This window comes from Palleronia rufa (assembly GCF_000743715.1).
Taxonomy (GTDB): domain Bacteria; phylum Pseudomonadota; class Alphaproteobacteria; order Rhodobacterales; family Rhodobacteraceae; genus Palleronia; species Palleronia rufa.
Window position 1 is genome coordinate 103,903 of record NZ_JQEY01000003.1, and the last position, 23,543, is coordinate 127,445.

At 67.9% G+C, this 23,543-nt stretch carries 22 protein-coding genes and 1 pseudogene; 14 read left to right on the forward strand and 9 right to left on the reverse strand.

The genetic code is table 11. The annotated features are described in order from the left end of the window. Positions 1–106: 106 nt before the first annotated feature. On the forward strand, positions 107–505 hold the full coding sequence (msrB, locus tag KW83_RS06265) for a peptide-methionine (R)-S-oxide reductase MsrB (protein WP_036176282.1): 399 nt from the start codon (positions 107–109) through the stop codon (positions 503–505). Positions 506–535: 30 nt separating this feature from the next. Here the strand turns inward: msrB and KW83_RS06270 are convergent, their stop codons facing one another. Further along, positions 536–985, reverse strand: a complete 450-nt coding sequence (locus KW83_RS06270; protein WP_036176285.1) for an outer membrane protein assembly factor BamE — start codon at positions 983–985, stop codon at positions 536–538. A gap of 81 nt (positions 986–1,066) precedes the next feature. Between KW83_RS06270 and KW83_RS06275 the strand changes: the two genes are divergently transcribed. After that, positions 1,067–1,612 (forward strand): YceD family protein, encoded by a 546-nt coding sequence (locus KW83_RS06275; protein WP_036176914.1) that lies wholly within the window; start codon positions 1,067–1,069, stop codon positions 1,610–1,612. Here KW83_RS06275 and KW83_RS19695 read toward each other — a convergent pair. The 7 genes from KW83_RS19695 to KW83_RS06320 form a co-directional block, all read right to left on the reverse strand. Next, positions 1,609–2,378 (reverse strand): IS5 family transposase gene (locus KW83_RS19695; protein ID WP_152563479.1). Its coding sequence is split into 2 segments (ribosomal slippage): positions 1,609–2,066 and positions 2,066–2,378, totalling 771 coding nucleotides; the frame shifts between segments, so codons are not numbered across the junction. The genes KW83_RS06275 and KW83_RS19695 overlap by 4 nt on opposite strands. A 78-nt stretch (positions 2,379–2,456) precedes the next feature. Beyond that, a complete protein-coding gene (locus tag KW83_RS06290) occupies positions 2,457–3,272 on the reverse strand; it encodes an alpha/beta hydrolase family esterase (protein ID WP_036176288.1) in 816 nt (271 codons plus the stop codon). Positions 3,273–3,774: 502 nt separating this feature from the next. Then, positions 3,775–4,341, reverse strand: coding sequence for a hypothetical protein (locus KW83_RS06300; RefSeq protein WP_036176303.1), 567 nt, complete (start codon positions 4,339–4,341; stop codon positions 3,775–3,777). Between the two features lie 11 nt (positions 4,342–4,352). Continuing rightward, positions 4,353–4,802, reverse strand: coding sequence for a hypothetical protein (locus KW83_RS06305; RefSeq protein ID WP_036176305.1), 450 nt, complete (start codon positions 4,800–4,802; stop codon positions 4,353–4,355). 215 nt (positions 4,803–5,017) lie between these two features. After that, entirely contained in the window at positions 5,018–6,073 is a 1,056-nt protein-coding gene (locus KW83_RS06310) for an ABC transporter substrate-binding protein (RefSeq protein ID WP_036176307.1), read from the reverse strand. Further along, positions 6,070–7,449, reverse strand: a complete 1,380-nt coding sequence (locus tag KW83_RS06315; protein WP_036176311.1) for a sensor histidine kinase — start codon at positions 7,447–7,449, stop codon at positions 6,070–6,072. Before KW83_RS06315 ends, KW83_RS06310 begins: the two co-directional genes overlap by 4 nt. Then, positions 7,442–8,113, reverse strand: coding sequence for a response regulator transcription factor (locus KW83_RS06320; protein ID WP_036176917.1), 672 nt, complete (start codon positions 8,111–8,113; stop codon positions 7,442–7,444). The genes KW83_RS06315 and KW83_RS06320 overlap by 8 nt, the downstream gene beginning before the upstream one ends. Before the next feature lie 121 nt (positions 8,114–8,234). Here KW83_RS06320 and KW83_RS06325 point away from each other — a divergent pair, with 121 nt between their 5' ends. From KW83_RS06325 to KW83_RS06355, 7 genes are all read left to right on the forward strand, one after another. Next, positions 8,235–9,233, forward strand: coding sequence for a Bug family tripartite tricarboxylate transporter substrate binding protein (locus KW83_RS06325; protein ID WP_036176314.1), 999 nt, complete (start codon positions 8,235–8,237; stop codon positions 9,231–9,233). 64 nt (positions 9,234–9,297) lie between these two features. Next, positions 9,298–9,729 (forward strand): tripartite tricarboxylate transporter TctB family protein, encoded by a 432-nt coding sequence (locus tag KW83_RS06330; protein WP_036176317.1) that lies wholly within the window; start codon positions 9,298–9,300, stop codon positions 9,727–9,729. Between the two features lie 11 nt (positions 9,730–9,740). After that, complete coding sequence (locus KW83_RS06335) at positions 9,741–11,276, forward strand: tripartite tricarboxylate transporter permease (protein WP_036176319.1); 1,536 nt, start codon at positions 9,741–9,743, stop codon at positions 11,274–11,276. 119 nt (positions 11,277–11,395) lie between these two features. After that, the gene (locus tag KW83_RS06340; RefSeq protein ID WP_036176322.1) at positions 11,396–12,604 is read left to right on the forward strand and encodes an SAM-dependent methyltransferase; all 1,209 of its coding nucleotides are present in this window, start codon (positions 11,396–11,398) and stop codon (positions 12,602–12,604) included. A gap of 17 nt (positions 12,605–12,621) precedes the next feature. Then, positions 12,622–13,737 (forward strand): NUDIX domain-containing protein, encoded by a 1,116-nt coding sequence (locus tag KW83_RS06345; protein WP_036176326.1) that lies wholly within the window; start codon positions 12,622–12,624, stop codon positions 13,735–13,737. A gap of 58 nt (positions 13,738–13,795) precedes the next feature. Further along, a complete protein-coding gene (locus KW83_RS06350) occupies positions 13,796–14,827 on the forward strand; it encodes a cysteine synthase A (protein ID WP_036176328.1) in 1,032 nt (343 codons plus the stop codon). Next, positions 14,824–17,259 (forward strand): DUF3772 domain-containing protein, encoded by a 2,436-nt coding sequence (locus KW83_RS06355; protein ID WP_051928322.1) that lies wholly within the window; start codon positions 14,824–14,826, stop codon positions 17,257–17,259. The genes KW83_RS06350 and KW83_RS06355 overlap by 4 nt, the downstream gene beginning before the upstream one ends. A 262-nt stretch (positions 17,260–17,521) precedes the next feature. Here KW83_RS06355 and KW83_RS20455 read toward each other — a convergent pair whose 3' ends face one another. After that, a complete protein-coding gene (locus tag KW83_RS20455) occupies positions 17,522–18,004 on the reverse strand; it encodes a hypothetical protein (RefSeq protein WP_152563497.1) in 483 nt (160 codons plus the stop codon). A gap of 121 nt (positions 18,005–18,125) precedes the next feature. On the opposite strand from KW83_RS20455, the pseudogene KW83_RS19700 reads away from it, so the two are divergent. The 5 genes and pseudogenes from KW83_RS19700 to pncB form a co-directional block, all read left to right on the forward strand. Further along, positions 18,126–19,191, forward strand: a pseudogene (locus KW83_RS19700) (DDE-type integrase/transposase/recombinase); the annotation flags it as partial. Between the two features lie 6 nt (positions 19,192–19,197). Next, positions 19,198–19,557, forward strand: coding sequence for a transposase (locus tag KW83_RS21380; protein WP_407667849.1), 360 nt, complete (start codon positions 19,198–19,200; stop codon positions 19,555–19,557). Between the two features lie 1,135 nt (positions 19,558–20,692). Continuing rightward, entirely contained in the window at positions 20,693–21,727 is a 1,035-nt protein-coding gene (locus KW83_RS06375; RefSeq protein WP_081904487.1) for a sodium:calcium antiporter, read from the forward strand. Further along, the gene (gene arfB / locus KW83_RS06380) at positions 21,724–22,149 is read left to right on the forward strand and encodes an alternative ribosome rescue aminoacyl-tRNA hydrolase ArfB (RefSeq protein WP_036176331.1); all 426 of its coding nucleotides are present in this window, start codon (positions 21,724–21,726) and stop codon (positions 22,147–22,149) included. The genes KW83_RS06375 and arfB overlap by 4 nt, the downstream gene beginning before the upstream one ends. An 80-nt stretch (positions 22,150–22,229) precedes the next feature. After that, positions 22,230–23,522 (forward strand): nicotinate phosphoribosyltransferase, encoded by a 1,293-nt coding sequence (gene pncB, locus KW83_RS06385; RefSeq protein ID WP_036176334.1) that lies wholly within the window; start codon positions 22,230–22,232, stop codon positions 23,520–23,522. Positions 23,523–23,543 lie beyond the last annotated feature (21 nt).

Consider the following 23,543-nt stretch of genomic DNA (forward strand, 5'->3'; position numbering starts at 1 on the left):
GCGCCGCCTCCCGCCTTTTCAACACATCTGATCGAGCCTATATTCCTCAAGGAAAGCAATAACAGAAACCGGGCGACGGTTTCGTGACCGATCGGCGAAGGACACCATGGACAGAATCGAAAAATCCGACGCCGAGTGGCGCGCGCAGCTTTCGGACCTGGCCTACAAGGTCACCCGCAAGCACGGCACCGAACGTGCCTATACCCATGAGGATTTTCCCGACGGCCCCGGCACGTTCAACTGCGTCTGCTGCGGGCTGCCGGTATTCGACGCGGAGCACAAGTTCGACAGCGGCACCGGTTGGCCGTCCTTCTACGATCCCGCCGACCCGGAGAACGTCGGCACGTCCGAGGACCGCAAGTTCTTCATGACGCGAACGGAAGTGCATTGCGCGCGCTGCGATGCCCATCTGGGCCATGTCTTTCCCGATGGACCCCAGCCCACCGGCCTGCGCTACTGCATCAACGGGGTCGCGCTGGAGTTCGAGCCGGCCGACAGGGCGTAGCGCCCGCCGCGACGCCGTGTCGCGCCCGGGCTACTCGTTGAAGAAGTCGCCCGGATTGAACTGGCCGATATTGCCGAAGAGCTGGCGCAGGAAGCCCACGCCCTTGACGTTCTGCTCCGTCACCCGGCGCGACAGCGGCACGACGCGGCCGCGCTCAAGGCCGAACCGCTCGATGTTCTCGATCCTGCCGTCCGCCGCGAAGGAGATCGCTACCACCTCGCGGTCGATCTCCTGCGGCGCGCGGTAGCCGGACTGGCGGAACCGGCTCTGGACGTAGTACCACGCGTCCTCGCCCAGCACGCCCTCTGTCGTCGGACGGCCGACCAGTTCCGCGACCTCCGCGCGGCTGTCCCGGCCCACCGCCAGTTGGCGCAACTGGTCGTCCGGCGGCACGTAGCCGTGATTGCGGACGATCGGCGCACAGGCCGCAAGGGCAGCCGCCAACAGGCACGCGCATATGAGCCGGACTGGTCGATTCATCTGATCTGTCCCGTTGCCTTGCCCGAGGGCCTGAGGGGTGCCTACATCAAGACCCGGCCCGGCATCAAGAATGGAGACACCATGACAGCCACAGCCCCCCGGTCCCGCCTGCGCCTGTCGGGCCGCGCGGATCGCACCGCCCACGCCTTCGACCTGCAGCCGGATGCCGAGGTCCGCGCCGCCATGGCCGCGGAACTCGGCCTGTCCTCCCTGCGCAAGCTGCGCTTCTCGGGGCAGCTGGTGCCGGAGGGGGCGCGCGACTGGCGGCTCGACGCCACGCTCGGCGCCACGGTCGTGCAGCCCTGCGGCGTTACGCTGGAGCCGGTCGTCACGCGCATCGACCAGCCCGTCGCGCGCCGCTACCTCGCCGAATACCAGGACGCGCCGCCCGACGCTGAAGAGGTCGAGATCCCGGAGGATACCGAAACCGAGGCGGTCCCCGGGGTTCTCGACCTCGATGCCGTGATGATCGAGGCGCTGTCGCTCGCCCTCCCCGCCTTTCCGCGCGCCGAAGGTGCCGGGATCGGCACCGTTACCGCGACGGCACCGGGGGCCGAGCCGCTAAAGGACGCCGCGTTGAAGCCCTTCGCCGGGCTGGCCGACGCGATGAAGACGCCCAGGGACTAGGTCGTGGACTCATTAGTCCTGATCCAGATGCGGGTTGAGGCGAGGTGGAGGGCGGCGAGGAAGTTCGTTGCGGTCTTGAAGTAGCGCGTGGCGATGCCGCGGAAGTGTTTCAGGCGGTTGAAGAACCGTTCGATCCTGTTGCGCTGGCGGTAGAGGTCCCGGTCGACGCTTCGCACCACCCTGACGTTCGATTGGCTCGGGATATGTGCCGTCGCACCGCTCGCCTCGATGGCGGCGATCACCGCCTGTCCGAAGTAGCCCCGGTCGCCGACGACGTCGCCGGTCAGTCCGAGCGGCGCGACAAGCTCCGGCGCGGTGGTCTTGTCCGAGGCCTGGCCGGGCGTCAGGAGCAGCCGAACCGGCAGGCCGCGACCGTCCACCACCGCATGGATCTTGGTCGTCAGGCCTCCACGGGAGAGACCGATGGCGTGATCCTCGCCCCCTTTTTTCCGCCGGCGGCGTGCTGGTGGGCGCGGACGATGGAACTGTCGATCAGATGCAGCGACCCCGGGGAGCGCTCCGCCAGAGCCTCGAAGATGCACAGCCAGACGCCGCTCTTGGCCCACCTGTTGTACCGGTTGTAGACGGTCGTCCGAGGACCGTAGCGCTCCGGGAGATCGCGCCACGGTGTCCCGGTCCTGAGAATGTAGAAGATGCCGCTGATGACCCGCCGGTCGTCAACCCGCGCGACGCCCCGTGGCTTGTTCGGCAGGAGCGGCGCGATCACAGCCCACTCCGCATCCGTCAGATCGTGCCTGCCCGACATATATCACCTCCACCTCCCGGAAGTGAATCACGACACAGAAACCAAGGGAATCCTGTTTATGGGTTCACGACCTAGGCGTCACTCCGGCGCGGTCAGGCCCTCGAACCAGTCGAGCGCCATGTCCGTCCAGCCGGGCGGGATCTCGTGCCCGCCGTCGAAAAGCGCAAGTTCCAGCGGGGCGGCGCAATCGCTCCACCGGCGGCGCCAGAAATCGCCCGAGGTGTCGAAACCGTCGGCCTGCAGCTTCGGGCAGCCGTTGGTATCGCGCCAGATCCGCATGGCGGCGAAGACGTCCCCCTGCCGAAGGGCGCCCCCGCGCAGCACGCGGCCCTCCAGCGGCACGGTGCCGTCGCGCCAGCCGTGGGTGTGGAACATCGGCGCGGGGCCTGCGCAGCTTTCGGGGTAGGGGCGCCAGAAATTGCCGCTGACCGGGGCGTAGGCGGAAAAGGCGCCGGGCACGGCGCAGGCGACATAGGCGGTCATGGAGCCGCCGATGGAAAAGCCCGCCAGCAGCATTCGCGCGGGGTCCAGGTCGAACCGCGCCACCGCATCGTCCCGGACCGCTTGCAGAAATGCGATGTCGTCGCGGCCGCCGGACCGGTCGGGGCGAAAGCTCCATGTGCGTCCGTCGCCCGACTGCATCGGCTGGCCGGAGGGGGCGATCACCGTGTAGCCCCGCTCCAGCGCGGCCTCGACCATGCCGCGGGCGCGCATCATCGCCTCGCCGCTGGAGTTGTAGCCGTGGATGAACACCAGCGCGCTGCCGTCCGGCGCGTCCGGACGCGCAGCATGGTAGTCGCCGCCGTCGATGGCGCAGGGCGCGGGATCCGGGCCGCACCCCGCCTGCGCGGCCTGTCCCGCGATGAGGGCGACGATGAGCCCGATGACCCTCATGCGCCACTGACACGGCGCGCGGCGGTCCCGAACGTCCGATGATCTGCCGGCGGGTCCGGCGGGACCGCGGCGAGACGCTCAACGTCGTGCGACCGCGGGCGGAAAACGGCGGACCGGGCGCGCCGATCGTCGTCGTCCGGTCCGGCAAACGGGACCGTGCGGCCGATAGCCCGCGGGGCGCCGGTCAGTCCCGGACCGTCCCGGCGATGCCGGGCCGGTTCCGGCGTCTCGCGGTCATCCGTATCGCGCGCGTGTTCGGGCGTGCCGGGGCGCGGATCCACGTTGCGCCCGGCAAGGCCGGTCAGCGGCAGGGCGACGTCAACCTGCGCGCCGGGCGCGCATCCCAGACACCGCGGTGGATGACGTCCGTCGCAGCGCCGCTCGGGGCCGTGGGTGCCGGGAAAGGCGCCCAATCCGAGCGCCCCGCCGGTGCCGCCGAACGGCCGTGGGCCCTGCGCCGCCTCGGCGCCGGTCGGCGCGGCACAGGCCGCCGACGCTTGCTTCATCTGTAAAGCTCATCGAACGCGGTCTGATCCGCCTGGGCTCCGAGTCCGAACCAGCCTTCTTCCTCGATCTGTCCGATGATGCGGGGGTCGCGGCGGAACCACGGCCCCTTGCCCCCGGCATCGGGGTTTTCGTCCGCCCAGACCTTGGTCCAGCGGTCCGCCTTGACCGTCTCGCCGCCTTCGGCGGGGGTGATGGTCTGCACCAGATAGATATTTCGGGCGCCCAGGTCGGGATCGTCGATCAGCAGCCCGTCCACCACCACGTCCGTCCCGCAGAACGGCAGGAGTTCGACTGCCGCACCGGTAAAGGCGGGCTGGCCGTTCTTGTTGGGAAAGACCAGCACGTCATCGGCGGCGCGGACCAGTCCCAGCTGCCGTGCACCGTCGCCGCAATTCTCGGGACAGTCGCCGGACAGTTCGCAGAGGATATCGACCACGCGGGCCTCGAACTTCGCAGGCTTTTCTGCAGAGAGGTTCCACGACGACGCTTCGGAGCCTTCGGAAAAATCCTGGGCCGCAGCGGGCAGCGCCAGGACAAGGGTGGCGATGAGGGCGCGGATCATGGCGGCGGCTCCTATTGCTCTATCGCGCTGTCGGGAATGGCGAAGCCCGGCACGGCACCGTAGTCGAGGTGGTTCCGGACCTGGATATCCTGGTCCGAGACGACCTTTTCCACGATCAGATAGTTCAGCCCGTCACGTTCGTACAGGAGTCCGTCGGCGGTGATCACGTGGCTGGCAAGGCTGAGCTGCGTGTCGCCGCCGGCGCTGTCGGCGCTGCCATCGATCTTCATCACCATGTAGACGGTGCCGTCCTCTGCCAGCAGGCCCACGGGGATCCCCCCGGCCGAGCACCAGAGCGCGCAGGTGTGATGCGCCGATCCCACGACCGCGTCCGGCCCGCCCATGACCCCGGAGAAATAGCACCAGGTGTCGATGATCTCACCGGTGACCTGCACGCGCTCTCCCCCCTGGGCCGAGGCCGTTCCGGCAAGAACCATTCCCGCTATCGCCAGTCTCAGCATGTCGATTCCTCCGATCCCTGTGGTCAAGCCTATCCTACGGGTCGCTCTGCCGGCCTGACAAAGCCGTGACAGGTCAGATCCATCGGCCTTCGCCGCGGTCGGCGTTCGATGGAACGGCCGCCGCGACCGGTTCGGCTCCAGCCGCGCCGGACAAGGCGGGGACCGGCCGGCATCGCTCCTGCGTACCCGTCGCCTCGGCGGCCGGGACCTGACTCTCAGCGCGATGTATCGGGCGCCCCCGCGCCCGAGAAGGTCTGCCGCCAGCGCGCGATGAAGCGGCGCGACTTGGCCTGATCCATCGCCACCAGAAGCGACGGGCCCAGACCGATCGGCACGCGCCGCCCGCCGGTCGTCTCCTCGCCGGTCTGCCCCGCATCGGTCAGGTGGTTCCGCGCCAGGCTGCGGATTCCGTCCGGGGACAGCAGGTAGTCGAGAAGCGCGCCCGCCTCCGGCCCTGCCACCGGACCTGGCAGCAGCGCCGCGCGCGACAGCACCACCGTATAGTCCGCAGGCTCCACGATCCCCAGGGACGGGTCGTCGGCCGCCGCACTCTGCGCGTAGGAGCCGAGCACGTTGTAGGCGATGAGATAGGTGCCGTCGCTCACCCCCGCGATGATTTCGGACGAGCAGCATGTGGCCACCGCTCCGGTTCGGGCGAACCCTTCCATCAGCGCACCGAAGGTACTGGCCTCCTGGCTGTCCACGAACGCGAAGAGATACCCCAGCCCCGACCGCTCTATGTCGTAGGTCGCGATCCTGCCGGCATAGGCGGTGTCGGCCGGGCGCAGCAGGTCCAGAAGGTCGAAGCGCGACAGCGGAACCTCCTCCGGGGGGACAAGGTCGCGGTTGTAGACCATCACCGCCGGTTCGCTTGAGACGCCGAAGAGCTCATCCCGCCACGACAGAGCCGGCGAGAGGGCGGCCGTCGCGTCCGACCGCCACGGCGCGGCGCAGCCGTCGTTGACCAGCCTGACCATCTGATGCACGCCGGAACTGATGACCAGGTCCGCTGCGGGCGTGCCGGCGCGGCATTCGGCGGCCGTCAGCGCGAACAGGTCGTTCGATCCCCATTGCTCGTAGTCCAGCGCCAGATCGGGGCGGGTGGCCAGAAACCGCACGACCGTCGGGGCCAGGATATCCATGTCGGTGGTGGTGCGCAGGGTCAGGCGCCGGGGGGCATCGGCGGGTCCGAAACTGCGGCTGACCTCTTGCGCGGGGGCAGCGGCACCGAAGAGGACCGGGAGCACGGCCAGAGCCGCAAGCCGCCTCATGCCGGATCCTGCGGGAAGGCCAGTCCGATGCGGAACGCATCCGGTCGGTCCTCCACCCAGAGCCGCCCGCCGAAGGAGCGCGCCATCTCCGACGCGATGGCCAGGCCGAGCCCGGAGGATGCTCCGCGGGATCCTGTGGCGCCGAGGAACCGGTCGCCCAGCCGGTCGCGGAGCGCGGGCGGTATGCCGGGGCCTTGATCTTCGACCCAGATCCGCGCGCCCTTCGCCAGGTCCGTGCCGATCCGGACCGGCGGCACGCCGTGGATCAGCGCATTGGCCACGAGGTTCGACACGGCTTCCCTCAGCGACAGCGCATCGCCCCGCACGGCGACCGGATCCTCTCCGATCTCCAGCCGCAGTTCCGCGCCCGGCGCCACCAGCGTGTGGTCGCCCGACTCCACCACATCCAGGGCGATGTCGCGCAGGTCGATCCGCGCCCGCCGGACGGCGTCGGCGCGGTGCGCCACCCGCGCCCGCGCCAGCATCTGGTCCAGCAGACGGCCAAGGCCGATGGTGCGCGCATGGATCCGGCCCACAAGCTGCGCGCGCTGGCGGTCGTCGGTTGCCCCGGCGGCCAGGTCGGCCTGGGCGCGCAGGGCCGCCACGGGGGTGCGCAGCTGGTGCGCACTGTCGGAAATCAGCGTCCGCATGGAGGCAAGCTGCCGGTCCAGCCGGGCCATGAACCCGTTCATCGCCTCGACCATGGCGGCCACCTCGCGCGGCACGCGCGTGTCCAGCCGGTCGAGATCCTGCGGGTCGCGGGCCGAGAGTGTGCGGGCCAGCTGGTCGAGAGGGCTGAGTGCGGTGCGGATCACCACCACCGCCATGATCAGGACCGCGCCCCCCAGAATCCCCAGCACGATCAGCGCGCGACGGGTGATGTCCCAGGCAAGCTCGGTCCGGGCCCGGCGGGTCTGCCCGACGGTGATCTCGACCCGCCCCGAAAAGCTGCGCTCCGCAAAGAGGCGCGAGGTGCGCACGTAGCGGGCGGGTTCCGTGCCGAAGGGCGCGTCGTAGAAGACCGTTCCGGCGCGCTCCGGTGCCGGTCCGGCGGGCAGGTCGGCGTAACCGGTCAGAAGCCCGCCCCCGGGCCCGGTGACGCGGTAGGCCACCCGGTCGTCCGGCGCCAGGGCCAGAAGCTCGAAGGCGGAGACGGGCAGGTCCACCACCGGGGTGCCGTCCTCCACCGACACCGATGCGGCGATGGAGGCCGCGGCCCCCACAAGAAGCCGGTCGAACGCGTCCCGCGCCGCGGTGCGGCCGTAGATCAGCGCCGCGACCGACAGGGCCGCACCGCCCACCAGCAGAAGCGCGGTCAGACCGATGACCATCCGCGCCGTCAGGGACATGGTATGCGCCGCCATGCGTTCAGCCATCGGCTTCGAGCACGTAGCCCTGTCCGCGCAGCGTACGGATGACGACGCCGCCCCCGGCGATCTTCTTGCGCAGCCGCGCGACGTAAAGCTCGATGGCGTTCAGGCCCACGACGGCGTCATCGAAGGAATAGAGCCCCTCAAGGAGCCGGTCCTTGCTCAGCACCTGACCGCGGTGGCGCAGCATCAGATCCAGCAGCGCCAGCTCCCGGCGGGTCAGGTCCACGCATTCACCATCCTTTCGGACGCGCCCGCCGATCGGATCGTAGCTGATCCGCCCCAGCCGGATCGCACCGCCCGGATCGGCAGCGGGGCGGCGCACCATCACGTGGAGCCGCGCCTCCAGCTCACGCTGGTCGAAGGGCTTCACCAGATAGTCGTCCGCGCCGAGCGAGAACGCGGAGAGCTTGTCGTCGACGGAGAACTGCGCCGTCAGCATCAGGACGGGCACCTTCCGGCCGCGCCGCCGCATGTCGCGGAGCAGATCGGTGCCGGAGCCGTCTGGCAGGTTGATGTCGAGCACGACGGCGTCATAGGCCTGCACGTCCAGATGCGCGCAGGCCTGGCGGATCGTCGCGGCCTGGTCGCAGGCGATCCCGCGCGCAGCCAGTCCGGCGGCGATGGTGTCCGCCAGGTCTGCGGTGTCCTCGATCAGAAGGATGCGCACGCGGTTGTCCCCGTTCCGGCCAGGCGGCAGCATCCGACAGGTTCCCGACAGGTTCAACCGCTATGCAGGTCGGCAAGGCCGCGGCGCATCTGCGTCAGACGGTCGAAAGAGGAGGAAACCGATGACCATCACGTTCTTCCGCGGCGCTGTCGCCGCGGTTACCATTGGCCTTGCGGGAAGTGCCGCGCTGGCCGAGAGCCATACCGGCTTTACCCCCGAAAACCCCGAATGCATCGCGCCGGCCAATCCCGGCGGCGGATGGGACTTCACCTGCCGCCAGGTCGGCAAGTCGCTTCAGGACGCGGGCCTGCTCGACCAGACCATGCAGGTCGTGAACCTGGCCGGCGGCGGCGGCGGCGTGGCCTTTTCCGAGGTGGTGACCAAGCGCCCCGACGATGACGACCTGATCGTCGCGGCCTCTGCCGCCACGGCGACCCGGCTGGCCCAGGGCGCCTATCCCGGCAACACCATGGACCAGGTTCGCTGGCTGGCCTCCATCGGCGCCGATTACGGCGTGATCGCGGTGGCGGCCGACAGCGAGGTCGAGACCCTTCCCGACCTGCTCGACCGGATCAAGTCCGATCCGACCGCCGTGTCGATCGCTGGCGGGTCGGCGGTGGGCGGCTGGGATCACCTCAAGGTACTGATCGCCGCCTCGGCCTACGGGATCGAGGACGTGCGCTCGGTCAAGTATATCGCCTTCGACGGCGGCGGAGAGGCGGTAACGCAGCTTCTGGCCGGATCGGTCCAGGCCTTCACCGGCGACATCTCCGAGGCCAAGGGATTCGTGGATTCCGGCGATATCAAGGTCATCGCGGTGCTGGCGCCCGAACGGCTGGACGGCGAATTCGCCGAGATGCCGACCGCGCGCGAGCAGGGGGTGGACGCCATCGGTGCCAACTGGCGCGGCTTCTACGCCCCCGGCGGCATGAGCGACGCGGCGTATGAGGGCTGGGTCGGCAAGATCTCCGACCTCTACGCGTCCGACGCGTGGAAGACGGTCATGGAGAACAACGGCCTTGCCCCGCTCGACCTGCAGGGCGCCGCGTTCGAGCAGTTCGTCGCGGACTCTGTCGCGCAGATCCAGGAGATCTCCAAGGAAATCGGGATCATCCAGTAACGGCCCCGTCCGTGACCCGCGCCGCCATCCCGCGGCGCGGGCAAACCGATCCGCGGAGGATGACATGAGCGACCGAATTTTCGGGGCCGTCGGGTTGATCCTGGCCGCCTTCTACGCATGGGCCACGCTGCAGATCCAGGTGAGCTTTCTCTCCGACGCCGTGGGGCCCAAGACCTTTCCGCTGGCCATCGCCGCGATCCTGGCGATTTCGTCGCTGGCGATCCTGCTGCGCCCTGACGAAGGGCCGGACTGGCCCGGCATCGGCCGGCTGGCCGAAATCGCCGCCGCCACCGTGGTGATGATCCTCTATGCGCAGTTCCTGCCCGAAGTCGGGTTCGTGACCGCGACCGCGCTCGCCTCGGCCTATCTCAGCTGGCGGCTGGGCAACACGATCCTCATGGCCATCGTCGCCGGGATCTCGATCTCGGTCGGGATCTACGTCGTCTTCAACCTCGTCCTCGGTCTGTCGCTCGCGCGCGGACCGTTCGGCTTCTGAGGAGTTCACCCATGGAAACCCTCGCATCGCTCGGAGACGGCTTCGCCGTCGCGCTGACCTGGCAGAACATCGGCCTGGCGCTCCTGGGCTGCTTTCTGGGCACGGTCATGGGCGCGCTGCCCGGGCTGGGGCCGTCGAACGGCGTCGCCATCCTGATCCCCCTCGCCTTCACCATGGGGCTGGGGCCGACGCCGTCGCTGATCCTGCTGACCAGCGTCTACTACGGGGCGATGTACGGCGGGCGAATCTCTTCGATCCTGCTGAACATTCCCGGCGACGAACCGGCGATGATGACCTGTCTCGACGGCCACCCCATGGCCAAGAAGGGCCTGGCCGGAGAGGCGCTGTCGCTTTCGGGCATCTCCTCTTTCGTGGGGGCGTTCCTGGCGACCTGGGGTCTCATCCTTCTGGCGCCGCAGCTTGTGAAGTTCGCGCTGCTCTTCGGACCTGCGGAATATTTCGCGCTCTTCGTGCTGGCCTTCGCCACCCTGGGCGGCGTGTCCTCTACCAACCAGGCGAAATCCGCCTTTGCGGCGATGCTGGGGCTGGGCGTTGGCGTGATCGGCGTGGACACCCAGACGGGGGTGCCGCGCCTCACCTTCGGAGAGGTGCACCTTTATGACGGGATCGACTTCCTGGTGGCCATCGTCGGCCTCTTCGCCCTGTCGGAGGTGTTCATCTTCCTGGAAACCCGCCACGACAAATCCGACTCCGTCGGCCGCGTCGAGGTCGGCCGCCTGACGCCGCCCTGGTCGATGATCAAACGCTGCATCCCGTCGATGCTCCGTGCCTCCGGACTTGGCTTCGTGGCGGGCGTGCTGCCGGGGGCCGGCGCGTCGCTGGGATCGTTCATCGCCTATTCGATGGAAAAGCGCATGGTCGACAGGGAGGGCACCTTCGGCACCGGCGATCCCCGCGGCGTCGCCGCCCCCGAAGCCGGCAACAACGCCGCCGCGGGGGGGGCACTGGTGCCGATGCTCGCGCTCGGCGTGCCGGGGTCGGGCACCACTGCGGTGCTGCTGGCGGTGCTTCTGGCGCTGAACATCACACCGGGGCCGCTGCTGTTCACGGAGAACCCGGACGTCGTCTGGGGCCTGATCGCCGCGCTCTTCATCGCCAACTTCATGCTTCTGGCCATGAACATCCCGATGGTGGGCATGTTCACCCGCGTGCTGATGGTGCCGCCGAAGATCCTGATGCCGCTGGTGGCGATGGTCAGCTTCGTGGGCATCTACGGCATTTCGGGGTCGTCCTTCGACCTGATGGTGATGGTCGGCTTCGGCGTTCTGGGGTGGGTGCTGCGCAAGCTCGACGTGCCGCTGGTGCCGATCATCCTGGGCACGCTCCTCGGCTCGACCATGGAGAACAATCTGCGCCGCGCGGTGACGATCTCGAACGGGGACTACCTGACGCTGGTCGGTAGCCCGCTGGCCATCGGGCTCTGGGTCGTGGCCATCGTCGGCTTCGTGCTGCCGGTCTTCGTGGGGCGGCTGGTGCGGTCGCGGATGCGCGGCGCGCGGGACCAGGACGCCGGAATCACCGACTGACGGGCAGGGGCCCGGCCCCCTAGGGGGCCTTTTCATGAACTCTCCGTGATCCGCGGCCAAGTTTCCCATGGAACAGCGTGTCTTGGCCGACTAGCGTCGCTGGAACCAGGGGAGACACGATGACGGTATTGACCACCACCGACGGCCAGCAGGGGCTACCGCGCTATTTCACCCATGTCTTCCAGATGGCGCGCGAGATGCAGAACGGCCGGCTCGACATGGTGCTGCCGGATGGCCGCCGGTTCCGCGCCGACGGGCGCAATCCCGGCCCGGTGGCAGAGCTGGACATCCACAATCCGGAGATTTTCGCGCGGCTGATCCGAGAGGGGGATCTGGGTTTCTGTGAGGCCTATGTCGATGGCTGGTGGTCCACCCCCGACCTGCAGGCGTTCATGGATCTGGTCCACGCCGGCAACGATGAGATGTATGACGGCTTTCCCGGCATGGGGCTGGTGCGGCTCTACGAAAAGACCCGCTTCTGGCTCTACCGCAACACCCGCCGCCAGGCCCGGCGCAACATCGCCGCGCATTACGATCTGGGGAACCGGTTCTACGGCCTGTGGCTGGACGATACGATGACCTACTCATCGGCCAAGTTCGGGACCGGGCAGGAAAGTCTGGAGGCCGCGCAGGTAGCGAAATACGCCTCGATGGTGGACCAGATGGGGGCCCGGCCCGGCGAGCACGTGCTGGAGATCGGCTGCGGCTGGGGCGGCTTCGCGGAATACGCCGCGCGCGAGAGGGGGCTGCGTGTCACCGGGCTGACGATCTCGCGCGAGCAGTTCGACTACGCCCAGGCGCGCATCGCGCGGGCCGGCCTGGCGGACCGGGTCGAGATCAAGATGCAGGACTACCGCGACGAGCGCGGGCGCTACGACGGCATCGCCTCGATCGAGATGTTCGAGGCGGTGGGCGAGAAATACTGGCCCGTCTATTTCGACACGCTGCGCGAGCGACTGAAGCCCGGCCGCAATGCGACGCTACAGATCATCACCGTGCAGGACCGCCGCTGGGAGGTCTACAAGCGCGCGCCGGACTTCATCCAGAAATATATCTTTCCCGGCGGCATGCTGCCGTCGCCGAGCGCCTTGCGGGCCGAGATCGCGCGGGCCGGGCTGGGGCTGGTGCGGTCCGTCGAATTCGGCGACAGCTACTCCCAGACCCTGCGCCGCTGGCACGAAACGTTCAACGACAAGTGGGGTGAGATCGCGGGCCTGGGGTTCGACGACCGGTTCCGGCGGATGTGGAATTTCTACCTCACCTCCTGTGCGGCCACCTTCCACAGCGGCAACTGCGATGTGACGCAGATCACCGTTTCGCGGGCGTGACGGGCGGGGGCACGGGAATGGCGCGCGGGCCGCTTTTCGTCTTCGGCACGCTTCTGGACCCCGAGCTTCGCGGCACCGTGTTGGGACATCACGTCGCCGCCGTCCCGGCAGTGCTTATCGGACACCGCGTGGAACGTTCGCAGGCCGGCGACTGGCCGATCCTGGCGGCACGCGCCGGCGCCCGGACGGAGGGGCTGCTGCTGGACGCTGACGCCACCGCTCTGGACCGCGCGCATTTTTATGAGGCCGGGTTCGGCTATTTGCCAGAGACGGCAGAGGTAGAGGCCGGCGGCCCGGTGCGCGCCGTGATCTATCGCGCGCCGGAGGGCGCGGGCAGCGGCGAAAGCTGGTCGCTCGACCGCTGGCAGGTCAGCCACGGCGCACTGACGCGCGCCACCGCCGCGCGCGCCATGGCCATGTACGGCAGCGCCACGCCGGAGGAACTGCGCTTTCGGATGCCGACGCTGCGGGCGCGGGTCTTTTCCGAGCTTCAGGCCGCCCGGACTCCGGTTCCCCGGACCTTGCGCGCCGACATCCACCGCGATCGTGTTCAGGTGCTGTCACATGACACGCCGTACTGCCACTATTTCGCCCTTGCCGAAACGCGGCTGCGCCATCCGCTTTTCGGGGGCGAGCTGAGCCCGGAGATCCTGCGCGCCGGGTTTCACGGCGGCGATGCGGTGACGGTGCTGCCCTACGATCCCGCCCGCGACCGGGTCATGCTGATCGAGCAGTTCCGCTACGGCCCTTGGCTGCGGGGCGACCTGTACCCCTGGGCGCTCGAACCCATAGCAGGACGCGTCGATCCCGGCGAAACGCCGGACAGGACCGCCCGGCGCGAGGCACGCGAAGAGGCGGGGCTGGAGATCGGCGCGCTCCATGAGGTCGGGTGCTATTACGCCAGCCCGGGGGCGGTCACCGAATACGTCACCAGCTACATTGGCCTTGCGGATCTCCCCGATGCCGCAGAGGGCATCGGCGGCCTTGACGCAGAGGCAGAGGACATTCGCGCCCATGTTATTACGTTTCGGCGGCTCATGGACCTGCTGGACAGCGGAGAGGTAGATACCGGACCGCTCATGGTGTCGGTCCTGTGGCTGGAGCGTGAACGGAATCGCGGCCGCTTCGCTTGAGGTCGCGCGTCTAAGGGCCTACCTCCTGGCCCTGACATCGTGACAGGGAGTTGCCGCTATGACCATCCACAGCGACTTGGCCTCAGCCGTCGGGAACACGCCCCTGATCCGCCTGAGCGGCCCGTCCGAGGCGACGGGCTGCGAGATCCTCGGCAAGGCCGAGTTCATGAACCCCGGCCAGTCGGTCAAGGACCGGGCGGCGCTCTTCATCATCCGCGACGCGGTCGAAAGGGGCCTGCTGGAGCCGGGCGGCACCATCGTCGAAGGCACGGCGGGCAACACCGGTATCGGCCTCAGCCTGGTGGGTGCGTCGATGGGATTTCGGTCAGTCATCGTCATTCCGGAAACCCAGAGCCAGGAGAAGAAGGACATGATCCGCCTGGCGGGTGCGCATCTGGTCGAGGTTCCGGCCGTGCCTTACAAGAACCCCAACAACTACGTGAAATATTCCGGTCGCCTGGCCGATGAGCTGTCCCGCAGCGAGACGCACGGCGCGATATGGGCCAACCAGTTCGACAACACCGCCAACCGCCGCGCCCATTTGGAGACCACCGGCCCCGAGATCTGGGAGCAGACCGGCGGCAAGGTGGACGGCTTTATCTGCGCGGTGGGATCCGGGGGCACCGTGGCCGGCGTGGCCGAGGCGTTGCAGCACCGGGGCGTCAAGATCGGGCTGGCGGACCCAGAGGGATCGGGTCTCTACAAGCTCTACACCGGTGAGGAAAACCCGGGCGACTCCATCACCGAAGGCATCGGCCAGGGCCGCATCACCGCCAACCTCGACGGGTTCACGCCCGACTTCTGCTACCGCATCCCCGATGCCGAGGCGCTGCCCATCGTGTTCGATCTGCTCCAGGACGAAGGGCTCTGCATGGGCGGCTCCACCGGCACGAATGTCGCGGGCGCCATGCGCCTGGCGCGCGAACTCGGGCCGGGTCATACGATCGTGACCATCCTGTGCGACTACGGGACACGCTACCAGTCGAAAATCTTCAACCCCGATTTTCTGCGCGAAAAGGGCCTGCCCGTGCCGCAATGGCTGGTCCAGGCCGCGAATCCGGATCTTCCGTCGGTGTTCGAGGACGCATGACCCGCCACATCCTCGCCGTCGTTCTGTGGCTTGTCCTGGCGCTGACGGCGCCGGTGGCGGCCCAGGACAGCGCGGCGCCGAACTACAGCTCCTGGGCGGCCCTGGCAGACCAGGCGCGCGCCGCGCTGGACGGAACGCCCGGCGTCGACCGACTGGAGGCGCTCCGTTCCAGGATCGCAGATCGAAGGGCGACCTTTCTCAAGGCTCAGGATGAGAACGCCGCGCAGATCGAGACCGTCCAGAGCCAGTTGAACGCGCTTGGGGCCCCTCCGGCGGACGGCGCGTCGCCGGAAAGCGAACAGATCGCCCAGCGGCGCAAGGCACTGAACGACCAGCTGGACACCCTGCGCAAACCGGTCCAGGCCGCCGAGGAGGCCTACACCGAGGCCGACGGGCTGGTGGCGGCGATCGACCGGCGGATCCGGGATGCCTATGCCGCGCGGCTTCTAGCCCGTGAGCCGACTCCGCTGAACCCCCTCTACTGGTCCGGCGCGGTTGCCGCCGCGGTCGATACCGGTCTCAGCCTTTGGGAAGAGGCGAAGGCGAACTGGGCAGTGGATACTGTTCGGAACCGGGCGCGCGGACTCCTGCCGCTTGCCGGGGGCTTGGCGCTGATCGGTCTCCTGCTGGTGTTTCGATCGTCGCTGTGGGTCTGGGTGCTGGAGCGCTGGGCCGTTGCCAAGAGCCGCCGGGGAAGGGGGGTGCTGGGCTTCTTCCTGTCCCTTGGGCAGGTCGTCCTGCCGCTGGCGGGGGTGACGCTGATCGCCTACGCCGTCGATCTCACCGGTCTTGCCGGACCGATGGCGATCGAACTGGCCCGCGCGCTGGCCACCATCGCCTTTCCGTTCGTGGCGGGACTCTGGCTGGCGGGGGCGCTGTTCCCCACGGACCGCACGGGTCCGATGCGCCTGGCCGATGACCTGAGCGTACGGCTCAAGCGCGCCTCCCGCTTGCTCGCTCTGGCCACGACCCTGATCGTTGCCATCCACGTGCTGGCGGGACTGACCAACCGTGACGACATCGCCGTGTCGGTCCTGCTCTACATCCCGCGCCTGCTGCTGGCCTTCGCGATCTATCGCACCGGCCGTCTGCTTATGCTGGCCCGCCGCGCCGCGCCCGCAGACGGCGAGGAGGACGCAAGGTCGATTACCGGATCCATGACGCGCGTCCTGGGTCGTCTGTCGGTTCTGGCCGCCGTCCTGGGCGTCGTCCTGGCGACGGTCGGCTACTCCAACGCGGCCGAGATCATGCTGATCCCCACGGTCGTGACCCTGGCTCTAACCGGGTTCCTCCTGGTACTCCAACGGCTGGTCTATGACGTCTACGCCCTGATCACCGGCACGCCGGAAGGGGAAACCGACGCTCTTGCCCCGGTCCTGATCGGCTTCGGCCTCACGTTGGCGGCCCTTCCGGTCTATGCGCTGATCTGGGGCGCCCGGGTGGCCGATCTGACGGAGATCTGGTCCCGGTTCCGCGCCGGTTTCACCTTTGGCCAGACGCGCATCTCTCCGGCGGACTTCCTGACGTTCCTCATCGTCTTCGCGATCGGCTACGCGGCCACGCGGTTCGTTCAGGCGACGATGCGCAGCCAGATCCTGCCCAAGACGAAGCTCGACGTCGGCGGGCGGAACGCGATCGCCTCTGGGATCGGCTATGTCGGCATCCTGATCGCGGTCATCGCCGCCGTGACCAGCGCCGGGATCGACCTGTCCAGCCTGGCCATCGTCGCCGGTGCGCTGTCGGTCGGCATCGGTTTCGGTCTGCAGAACGTCGTGTCGAATTTCGTGTCCGGCATCATCCTGCTGATCGAGCGGCCGATCAGCGAGGGCGACTGGATCAGCGTGAACAACCAGACAGGCTATGTGCGGGACATCTCGGTCCGCTCGACCCGGATCGAGACGTTCGACCGTACCGACGTGATCGTGCCCAATGCCGATCTCATCTCAGGAACCGTGACCAACTGGACGCACGGCAACAACGTCGGTCGCGTCATCGTGCCCGTGGGCGTCGCCTACGGCACCGACACAAGGCTGGTCGAGAGGATCCTGACGGAGGTGGCAAAGGACAATCCCATGGTGTCTCTCAAGCCGCCGCCATTCATCTATTTCAAGGGATTCGGTGCAAGCTCTCTGGATTTCGAGCTGCGCGCGATCCTGCGTGACGTGAATTTTGTGCTGAACGTGCACTCGGAGATGAACCATGAAATCGCCCGCCGTTTCGCGCAGGCCGGTATCGAGATCCCGTTCCCGCAGCAGGACCTGTGGCTGCGCAACCCCGACACGTTGCGGTCCCCGCCTGCCTACCGGGACGAGCCGCCACCCCCCGGCGCCGCGGTCCCCCGCGGCAACCAGATCGCTCCCCGCCCGCCAGAGACCGACACGGCTGCCGATCCCGCGGACGCGAATGCCGACAGCGGTAGCGACGGACGCTAGGTGTTCAGTCCAGGCATTTGGTGGATCGGGTTGAGGGTGGATCTGTCCGCCTCCGACGCCCTGAGCTTGCAGATGTATTCGCAGGGCGTGCGGCCACCGGGGGGCTTTGGCCCTCGGGCGACATCCTGGGCCGCCATGAAGTCGCCAAGGTGCCTGCGCGGCTGATTGTGAGTGCCGTCGTGGACGCGCCTTGCGGTCGAGTCCTTCATGGTGGACTTCACCCCATCGACCTGGCCCGTGGTCCAAGGATGGTTCGACTTGGTCAGCCGGTGCTCGACGCCGTCGGCCTCGCAGATCGTGTCAAGGCGCAGGGGCCGGGGACAGGATCGTGGCCCTTTCCTGGCTGCCCGGCGACCTCGATGCCGCTGTCCGTGAGAACGATATGAATCTGATAGGGCACCGCTTCGAGCATGTGCCGAAGGAACTCCCACGCCGCCTTCACGTCTGCCGTCTCGATGATCTGGGTGACGGCAAATCTGCCGGTCCGGTCGATGCCTGCGAAGAGGTAGAGCTTGCCTGCGGAGCTCCGCACCTCGACGATCTCGACGTCGAAGAACCCGATCGGGGCGCGCTTGGACTTCTGTCGCTTCGGCTTCTCCCCCTCGACGTCCGGCAGGCGGGAGATGCCGTTACGTTGCAGGCACCGGTGCCGCGCTGAGCGCGTCGGATGCGGAACCGATGGCTGCAAGGCCTGCAGACCGTCGTCCGGCGGCAGCGGCGTATGACGCCGGAACGCGACGATCATCGCCTCCTCCGCCTCGGCCGGACCCGCGGACCGCGGCATCCTCGGTCCGGTTTTCTGACGTGGCCCCCGAGAACCGGTCATCCGGCCAAGCTTGCCGCCAACGGTGGCAAGGACGGATAGCGTGGCTGGCAAACGAAGGAATTGCGGTGCCGAGTGCGAGGCGAAGGTGGCGCTCGAGCCGATCCGTGGTGAGATGACGGTGGCCGGGCCGGTGGCGAAGCGCGGCGTGCATCGGGCTCCGATCGACACCTCGAAGCGGCAGGCGCTCGCGGGCATGTCGGGGATTTTTCCGGGCAAGGCCGAGGCGAAGGCCGTCGGGAAGGAGGGCGAGATCGAGAAGCTGCACGCCAGGATCGGCCAGCTTGGGGGAGACCGCGATTTTCCGGCCAAAGCCTCCGGTCGGTGAGCGCGGCCCGGGAGGCCTGAGACGATCGCCGCCCCCCACCCGGCATTGTCGATCCCCCGACAATGCGCCCTGATCGGCATCAGCCGGTCGCCCGGGCAAGGGCGAGAGCCCGCTGAACCTGGCGCTGACGAAGCCGATCGACGCGCGGTTCATGGAGACGCCGTTCCACGGCAGCCGCCGGATGGCGAGGCACCTGCGCAACCAGGGCCACTGCGGTCCGGCGGCCGATGGCCCGGATGGATCCGCGGGCCGTCCACCGGCGGCCGCGCACGACTGTGCCTCACCCGGAGCACCGCAAGTATCCGTCTCTGCTCCGGGGTCTGCCGATCGACCGGCCAAACCAAGCCTGGTGCGCGGAKATCGCCTGCATTCCGATGCGGCGGTCGCGATCGTGGACCGGGCGACACGCCGGGTGCCGGCATGGCGGCTGTCGAACGCCATGGACGCCGAGTTTCGCATCGAGGCACCGGACGATGCTCTTCCGGGGCTCTTCGGCTCCGGGCGACCGGATTCGACACGGACCAGGGCAGCCAATTCACCAGCCCGCGGTTCACGCAAGCCCTGCCGGATGCGGCGGTGAAGGTCTGGGTGGACGGCCGCGCTCCGGATGGACAACGTCACGATCGAGCGGCCATGGCGGTCCCCGAAACACGACTGCGTCTGCCTGCGCGCCTTCGAAACAGGGTCCGCGGCACGGGCGGACATCGGCAGGTGGATCGACGTTCACAACACCGAGCGCCCACACTCCGCGCTCGGCGGACCGATAGAGGCCCACCAGGGCCCCGGTCTGAAGGCGGCACGATCAACCGGCAAGCCTGACAGCGCCGCCAACCCGTCCGGGAACCGGGGACTACCTCAGTTCGCCTACGACGACGCCGGCGACATCTATCGCTGCCCGGCCGAGGAGGAGCTGACCTATCGCTACACGACGGAGGAGGACGGTCTGCATCTGCGTCGCGACCGGACGAACGCGTGCCGCGACTGCCCGCTGAAGTATCGCTGCACCACCGGCAAGGAACGCCGGATCACCCGTTGGGAACACGAGCATCTGGTCGAGGAGATGCAAAGGCGAATCGGCGGTGGCGGGGGATGGATGCGGCTCAGACGCGCCACCGTCGAGCACCCATTCGGCACGATCAAGGCGTAAGTGGGCGCGACCCACTTCCAGATGCGGCGCTTGAAGAACGTCCGGACCGAGATAGCGTTGCAGATTCTGGCTTACAACATCAGGCGAATGCTCTCGATGATGGGAACGATTGGCCTGATGGCGGCGCTATCGGGCTGACAGGCGGGGCAGAACCCGCGCCTCGAAGCCCAAACCCGTCTGCCGCAAAGAACTGACCTCCACCACGCCGCTCAGCTCGGAGTTTCCACACAGCCTCGGACCATCCGGGTCGTGCTCATCAACGGGCGTTCATCGGAATTGGACCGATCCTCGGCCGGACCGACGTTCGGGGCTGCGAACTGCCACGCGACATGACAAAGCCCGCAGGGGGCGGCTTGGAACTGTGCGGCAAAGCCCGTCGCGGCGACATGGGGCGGGATGACCGATATCCGGGGTGCACTCAGCACCGGAGCCGAAAGGTCATTGGCCCGGCCGATGTGGTCCGGCGATGGGCTAATCGTTGGCGACATAGCGATTGCAGATGTATCGTGCGCAGCTAAGCGCCGCCGGATCGGGTGGCCATTTGTCCATGTCGCGGCGAACAGGAAATTCTTTTGACAACAGAAAAATCTGTGGCAACGTCCTGACATAGGCAATCAATGAAAGGAGGTGGTCCAGTGTCGAGAATGATGCAGGAGTGTGGGGTCGGAACAGTCATGGGAGCCAATGTCTGAGGGCAGCCCCGGACGGAACTTCCATGGTTGGGTCGGACCCTAACCGGGCCCACCTCCGAAACATTCGAGGGACCGCCGGATGCCGGCGGTCCCTTTTCTTTTCGCTCGCAAGTTCGCAAGTCTCGACGGCGGTCTTCATGGTGCTCTCCGGGAAGGGGGCGCCGCCCCCATCGCCGCCAGAGCGGCGACCCCCCGGGATATTTTTGGAAAAGTGAAAGAGGGGGATCCACGCGTTAAGGTTAATCGCGGGAACCGCGGGCCGCTCGGGGATCAGGCAGTCAGGCAGATCGGTTGCTGGCGGTTTCATCTTTCCAAAAATATCCCGGGGTGCCGCGCCACCGGCGTGGCAGGGGCAGAGCCCCTTCCAGTCGCGCGGCGGGGTCGGCCCCCTTTTTCCGTCTCACGCGTTCGCGACCGAAGCGCCCTTTCGGCCGGAGACAGCATTGCCTGAAGTCCTTCAGATCACCGCCTACCCTCTTGCCGGGCTGGTCGCCGTCTTCGTGTCCGCCGCCATCGCCATCTGCATCGCCGGCACCCGTCTGAGCTATGTCGCCGACGAACTCGCCGACCGCACCGGAATGGGAGAGGTCATTGCGGGTGCGGTTTTCGTGGGCGCCGCAACGTCGCTCCCGGGCGCGATCACCTCCGTCAGCACCGCACTTCAAGGCCAGCCGGAACTGGCCATCGGCAATGCCCTGGGCGGGCTGACCGCGCAAACCGCCTTTGTCGCCGTGGCCGACATCGCCTATCGCCGGGCCAATCTGGAACATGCCGCAGCAAGCGTGGCGGGCCTGGCCCAGGGCATCCTGATGGTCATCATGCTCACCATCCCGCTTCTCGCTTCGGCCGAAAGCGACATCACCATCTGGCGCGTCCACCCGGCCACGCTGGCAATTCCGATCACCTATATCTTCGGTCTGCGGCTGCTGTGGCAGATCCAGAAGAACCCCATGTGGATCCCCAAGGACACCGACGAGACCGAAGAGGTCCTCTCCGACGTCGAGGCGATAGAGGGCCGGATGCCCCGCCTGTGGGTCGAATTCGCGCTCTTGGCTGGCGTTACCGCCTTGGCCGGCTTCGCCATCGGACAGGCCTCCATCGGGCTGCTGGACAAGACGTCGCTGGGGGCCGGTCCGGTCGGCTCGATCTTCGCCGCCGTCGCCAACTCCCTGCCCGAACTCGTCACCGCCATCGCCGCGGTCCGCGCCGGGGCGGTCAGCCTGGCCATCGGCAACATCATCGGCGGCAACGCGTTCGAGGTGATGTTTCTGGCCGCCGCCGATGTGGCCTACGACGGTTCCATCTACGCCGAAATGACCGCCGCGGACCGCTCGACCGCCCTGATCGCGCTGCTGATGACCGGGATGCTGCTTCTGGGACTGGTCAAGCGCGACAAGGAGGGACCCGCCATGATCGGATTCGAGAGCGTCACCGTGCTTGCGCTCTACGGCCTATCGGTGGTTCTCATCGTGACATGAGCCTCAGGATCACCGACCGCATCGCCATCCAGGACTGGGAATTGACCGAGCAGTTCACGCGCGCGGGCGGCCCGGGCGGGCAAAACGTCAACAAGGTCTCGACGGCCGTGGAACTGCGGTTCGAGGCAGAGCGCTCGCCAAACCTTCCCGCTGCGGTCAAGACCCGGCTGCGACGGGCCGCGGGGAGGCGCTGGACCAAGGACGGCGCCGTCCTGATCCAGGTCGCCGAGACCCGGCACCAGGCCCGCAACCGCGAGATCGCGCGCGAACGCCTGGCAGAGCTCATCCGACGCGCCACCGAGGCGCCGCGCAGGCGGATCCCGACCCGCCCGACGCTGGGGTCGAAAAAGCGCCGCCTGTCGCAAAAGAAACAGCGCGGCGCGGTCAAGGCGCTGCGGGGCCAGGTCGATCCGGAGAACTGAGCCGGGGACCGCCCCGGCCCCGCACCTTGCCCGCTGCCTCGGGGGGTGCACATATGCACCCGACTTCACGGGAGAGTGACATGGTCGACATCGCGACCCGCGTCTGGAACCACAAGTGGAAGATCGACCCTATCGTCCGGTCCCTGATCGACACGGATTTCTACAAGCTGTTGATGTGCCAGACCGTGTTTCGCCGCCATCCGGACACCCGCGTGACCTTCAGCCTGATCAACCGGACCACGTCGGTGCCCCTGGCCCGGCTGGTGGACGAGGGCGAGTTGCGCGAACAGCTGGATCACATCCGCGGCCTGTCGCTCAGCCGGGGCGAGTCCACCTGGATGCACGGCAATACGTTTTACGGCAAGCGGCAGATGTTCACCCCCGCCTTCATGGACTGGTTCGAGGACCTGCGCCTGCCCCCCTATCACCTGGAGCGCGTCGGCGACCAGTACGAGCTGACCTTCGAAGGCGCCTGGCCCGAGGTCATGCTATGGGAGATCCCGGCCCTTGCCGTGCTGATGGAATTGCGCGGCAGGGCGGTGCTGCGCGATCTCGGCCGGTTCGAGCTGCAGGTGCTCTACGCCCGCGCCATGACCAAGCTGTGGGAAAAGGTCGCCCGGCTGAAAGCGCTGGACGATCTGCGGATCGCGGATTTCGGCACGCGGCGCCGGCACTCGTTCCTGTGGCAGGACTGGTGTGTGCAGGCCATGCAGGAGGGGCTGGGCGCAAGCTTCACCGGCACGTCGAACTGCCTGATCGCCAAGAATCGCGACCTGGAGGCGATCGGCACCAACGCCCACGAACTGCCCATGGTCTACGCCGCCCTCGCCGATACCGAGGATGCGCTGCGCCAGGCGCCCTACGACGTGCTGGCCGACTGGCACGAGGAGCACGAGGGCAACCTGCGCGTCATCCTGCCGGACACCTACGGCACCCGGGGATTTCTCGATCATGCGCCGGACTGGCTGGCCGGGTGGACCGGAATGCGCATCGATTCCGGCGATCCGGCGGAGGGCGCTGAAACTGCGATCGCATGGTGGAAGAGCCGGGGAGAAGATCCGGCGGAAAAACTGATCATCTTCTCGGACGGGCTCGACGTCGGCAAGATCGAAGAGCTTTACGCCCGGTTCTCGGGCCGGGTGCGGGTCAGCTTCGGCTGGGGCACGCTTCTGACCAACGACTTCCGGGGGCTGACGCAAGGCGACGCGCTGGCCCCGTTTTCCCTGGTCTGCAAGGCGCGCTACGCCAACGGCCGGCCGACGGTCAAGCTGTCGGACAACCCCGAAAAGGCCACCGGCCCCGGCGAGGAGGTCGCGCGCTATCGGCGGGTCTTCGACGTGGGCCACCAGAAGCGGCGTGAGGTCGTCGTGTAGCCCGGGCCCGCCGGGCCCGAT

Excerpts from the sequence above, each read along its gene's own strand:
- KW83_RS06270 (WP_036176285.1), bottom strand. The coding sequence starts at position 985 with ATGAATCGACCAGTCCGGCTCATATGCGCGTGCCTGTTGGCGGCTGCC.
- msrB (WP_036176282.1), top strand. The coding sequence starts at position 107 with ATGGACAGAATCGAAAAATCCGACGCCGAGTGGCGCGCGCAGCTTTCG.
- KW83_RS06315 (WP_036176311.1), bottom strand. The coding sequence starts at position 7,449 with ATGGCTGAACGCATGGCGGCGCATACCATGTCCCTGACGGCGCGGATG.
- KW83_RS06300 (WP_036176303.1), bottom strand. The coding sequence starts at position 4,341 with ATGATCCGCGCCCTCATCGCCACCCTTGTCCTGGCGCTGCCCGCTGCG.
- KW83_RS06355 (WP_051928322.1), top strand. The coding sequence starts at position 14,824 with ATGACCCGCCACATCCTCGCCGTCGTTCTGTGGCTTGTCCTGGCGCTG.
- KW83_RS06345 (WP_036176326.1), top strand. The coding sequence starts at position 12,622 with ATGGCGCGCGGGCCGCTTTTCGTCTTCGGCACGCTTCTGGACCCCGAG.
- KW83_RS06290 (WP_036176288.1), bottom strand. The coding sequence starts at position 3,272 with ATGAGGGTCATCGGGCTCATCGTCGCCCTCATCGCGGGACAGGCCGCG.
- KW83_RS06335 (WP_036176319.1), top strand. The coding sequence starts at position 9,741 with ATGGAAACCCTCGCATCGCTCGGAGACGGCTTCGCCGTCGCGCTGACC.
- arfB (WP_036176331.1), top strand. The coding sequence starts at position 21,724 with ATGAGCCTCAGGATCACCGACCGCATCGCCATCCAGGACTGGGAATTG.
- KW83_RS06305 (WP_036176305.1), bottom strand. The coding sequence starts at position 4,802 with ATGCTGAGACTGGCGATAGCGGGAATGGTTCTTGCCGGAACGGCCTCG.
- KW83_RS20455 (WP_152563497.1), bottom strand. The coding sequence starts at position 18,004 with ATGATCGTCGCGTTCCGGCGTCATACGCCGCTGCCGCCGGACGACGGT.
- KW83_RS06275 (WP_036176914.1), top strand. The coding sequence starts at position 1,067 with ATGACAGCCACAGCCCCCCGGTCCCGCCTGCGCCTGTCGGGCCGCGCG.
- KW83_RS06350 (WP_036176328.1), top strand. The coding sequence starts at position 13,796 with ATGACCATCCACAGCGACTTGGCCTCAGCCGTCGGGAACACGCCCCTG.
- pncB (WP_036176334.1), top strand. The coding sequence starts at position 22,230 with ATGGTCGACATCGCGACCCGCGTCTGGAACCACAAGTGGAAGATCGAC.
- KW83_RS06310 (WP_036176307.1), bottom strand. The coding sequence starts at position 6,073 with ATGAGGCGGCTTGCGGCTCTGGCCGTGCTCCCGGTCCTCTTCGGTGCC.
- KW83_RS06340 (WP_036176322.1), top strand. The coding sequence starts at position 11,396 with ATGACGGTATTGACCACCACCGACGGCCAGCAGGGGCTACCGCGCTAT.
- KW83_RS06330 (WP_036176317.1), top strand. The coding sequence starts at position 9,298 with ATGAGCGACCGAATTTTCGGGGCCGTCGGGTTGATCCTGGCCGCCTTC.
- KW83_RS06325 (WP_036176314.1), top strand. The coding sequence starts at position 8,235 with ATGACCATCACGTTCTTCCGCGGCGCTGTCGCCGCGGTTACCATTGGC.